This is a genomic window from Collinsella aerofaciens (genome assembly GCF_901212495.1).
In the GTDB taxonomy this organism is placed as follows: Bacteria; Actinomycetota; Coriobacteriia; order Coriobacteriales; family Coriobacteriaceae; genus Collinsella; species Collinsella aerofaciens_H.
This window is the reverse complement of the sequence record NZ_CAAKNY010000080.1, coordinates 11-2417: the sequence shown is the minus strand read 5'-3', so window position 1 is coordinate 2417 and position 2407 is coordinate 11. Positions and strand designations below refer to the sequence as shown.

Annotated in this window: 2 protein-coding genes; both read left to right on the top strand. The window is 61.6% G+C overall.

Translation table 11 applies throughout. The annotated features are described in order from the left end of the window. Positions 1-197: 197 nt before the first annotated feature. Positions 198-491, top strand: coding sequence for a co-chaperone GroES (gene groES, locus SFLMC1_RS09705; RefSeq protein WP_022094351.1), 294 nt, complete (start codon positions 198-200; stop codon positions 489-491). A 96-nt stretch (positions 492-587) separates the two neighbouring features. After that, positions 588-2225, top strand: coding sequence for a chaperonin GroEL (gene groL, locus SFLMC1_RS09700; RefSeq protein WP_148345185.1), 1638 nt, complete (start codon positions 588-590; stop codon positions 2223-2225). Positions 2226-2407 lie beyond the last annotated feature (182 nt).

Here is a 2407-nt window from a genome sequence, read left to right as displayed (position 1 = left end):
TTCATGCCCTCCGGTCCGCCCCGGGAGCCACTGCTAAGTTATCCCCCGGCATTCAGAAAATCTAAGTGCCAAAAAATAAGATTTTTTGACTCCGTGTTGTATAACCCGCCATTCGTGGGTACCATTCAACGCGTACGCAAACAAAAAGGGTTAACCCGCGCGGCATGACCGCGCGGCCCACAAAGGAGGAAACAAGCATGTCGTCTTTGAAGCCGCTTGCAGATCGCGTCCTGGTCAAGCCCGACGAGGCCGAGCAGAAGACCGCCTCTGGTCTGTACATCGCCAGCAACGCTCAGGAGAAGCCGCAGCGCGGCACCATCGTTGCCGTTGGCGCCGGCAAGGTCAACGACAAGGGTGAGCGCATCCCCATGGACGTCAAGGTTGGCGACGTTGTCATCTACGGTAAGTTTGGTGGCAACGAGGTCAAGGTCGACGGCGAGAAGTATCTGCTGATGCGCGCCGACGACATTTACGCCGTTGTCGAGGCCTAGTCTCGTCGGAATCTCTGATTCGTCTTTGAACACGGCCGCCGCATAGGACTCGGAAGCGGCGACGCGAGTCACATTTCTTTTGGAGGATTACCTACCATGGCAAAGAACATTACGTTCAACACCGATGCCCGCGCTAAGCTCGCTAAGGGCGTCAACACTCTGGCCGACGCCGTTACCGTCACCATGGGCCCCAAGGGCCGCTACGTCGCTCTGCAGCGCTCGTTCGGTGCCCCGACCATCACCAACGACGGCGTTTCCGTCGCCAAGGAGATCGAGCTCGAGGACAACATCGAGAACATGGGCGCCCAGCTGGTGAAGGAGGTCGCCACCAAGACCAACGATACCGTGGGTGACGGCACCACCACCGCAACCCTGCTCGCCCAGGCCATCGTCAACGACGGTCTGCGCAACGTCGCCGCTGGCGCCAACCCGCTGGCCATTCGTCGCGGCATCGACAAGGCCGTTAATGCCGCCGTCGCCGAGATGAAGAAGCAGGCCAAGCCGGTCGAGACCAAGGAGCAGATCGCTTCCGTCGGTACCATCTCCGCCGGCGACCCCGAGGTCGGCGAGAAGATCGCCCAGGCCATGGAAGTCGTGGGCAAGGACGGCGTCATCACCGTCGAGGACTCCCAGACCTTTGATATCACCATCGACACCGTCGAGGGCATGCAGTTCGACAAGGGCTACGTCTCGGCGTACTTCGTCACGGACAACGATCGCATGGAGGCCGTGATGAAGGATCCCTACATCCTCATCACCGACCAGAAGATCTCCAACGTCCAGGACATCATGCCTGTTCTCGAGGCTGTCCAGCGCACCGGCAAGGGCCTGCTCATTATCGCTGAGGATGTCGAGGGTGAGGCTCTGCCTACCCTCGTCCTCAACAAGATCCGCGGCGCCCTCAACGTCTGCGCCGTCAAGGCCCCGGGCTACGGCGATCGCCGCAAGCGCATGCTCGAGGATATCGCCGTCCTCACCGGCGGTCAGGCTGCCCTCGATGAGCTGGGCGTGAAGGTTGCCGACATCACCGCCGATATGCTCGGTACCGCCAAGTCAGTCACCATCTCCAAGGACAACACCGTTATCGTGGGTGGTGCCGGTTCCAAGGAGGCTATCGACGCTCGCATCGCTCAGATCAAGGGCGAGATGGAGAACACCACCTCTGACTTCGACCGTGAGAAGCTCCAGGAGCGCCTGGCCAAGCTCTCCGGTGGCGTTGCCGTCATCAAGGTCGGCGCTGCTACCGAGTCCGAGCTCAAGGAGATCAAGCACCGCGTCGAGGACGCCCTGCAGGCTACCCGCGCTGCTGTCGAGGAGGGCATTGTCGCTGGCGGCGGCGTCGCCTTCATGGACGCTGCTCCTGCGCTCGATGCTGTCGAGATCGACGACCCCGAGGAGAAGATTGGCGTCGATATCGTCAAGAAGGCTCTGACCGCTCCGGTCGCTACCATCGCCAAGAACGCTGGCTTTGAGGGCGCTGTCGTGGTCGACAAGGTTGCCGAGCTGCCTGCTGGCCAGGGTCTCAACTCTGCCAACGGCGAGTGGGGCGACATGATCGAGATGGGCGTCCTCGACCCCGTCAAGGTCAGCCGCGTCACCCTGCAGAACGCTGCTTCTGTCGCCAGCCTGATCCTCATCACCGAGGCCACCGTCTCCGATGTGCCCAAAAACACTCAGCTTGAGGACGCTATCGCTGCTGCTACCGCTGGTCAGCAGGGCGGCGGTATGTACTAAGGCCGACAAGGTCTAGAACTCCCACCGGGGATCCGGGGGCGTGACGGGGCTTTTCTCCGGAACGTCCTCGGACATGCAAAGAGGCTCCGCTTCGCGCTTTGCGCTGCGGAGCCTCTTTGCGTCCTGCGGAATGTTCCGGAGAGAAGCCCCCGTCACGCCCCCGGATCCCCTACGTTTACGGC

Bases quoted from the DNA above. Each gene is read 5' to 3' on its own strand.
- groL (WP_148345185.1), top strand. From the start codon at position 588: ATGGCAAAGAACATTACGTTCAACACCGATGCCCGCGCTAAGCTCGCT.
- groES (WP_022094351.1), top strand. From the start codon at position 198: ATGTCGTCTTTGAAGCCGCTTGCAGATCGCGTCCTGGTCAAGCCCGAC.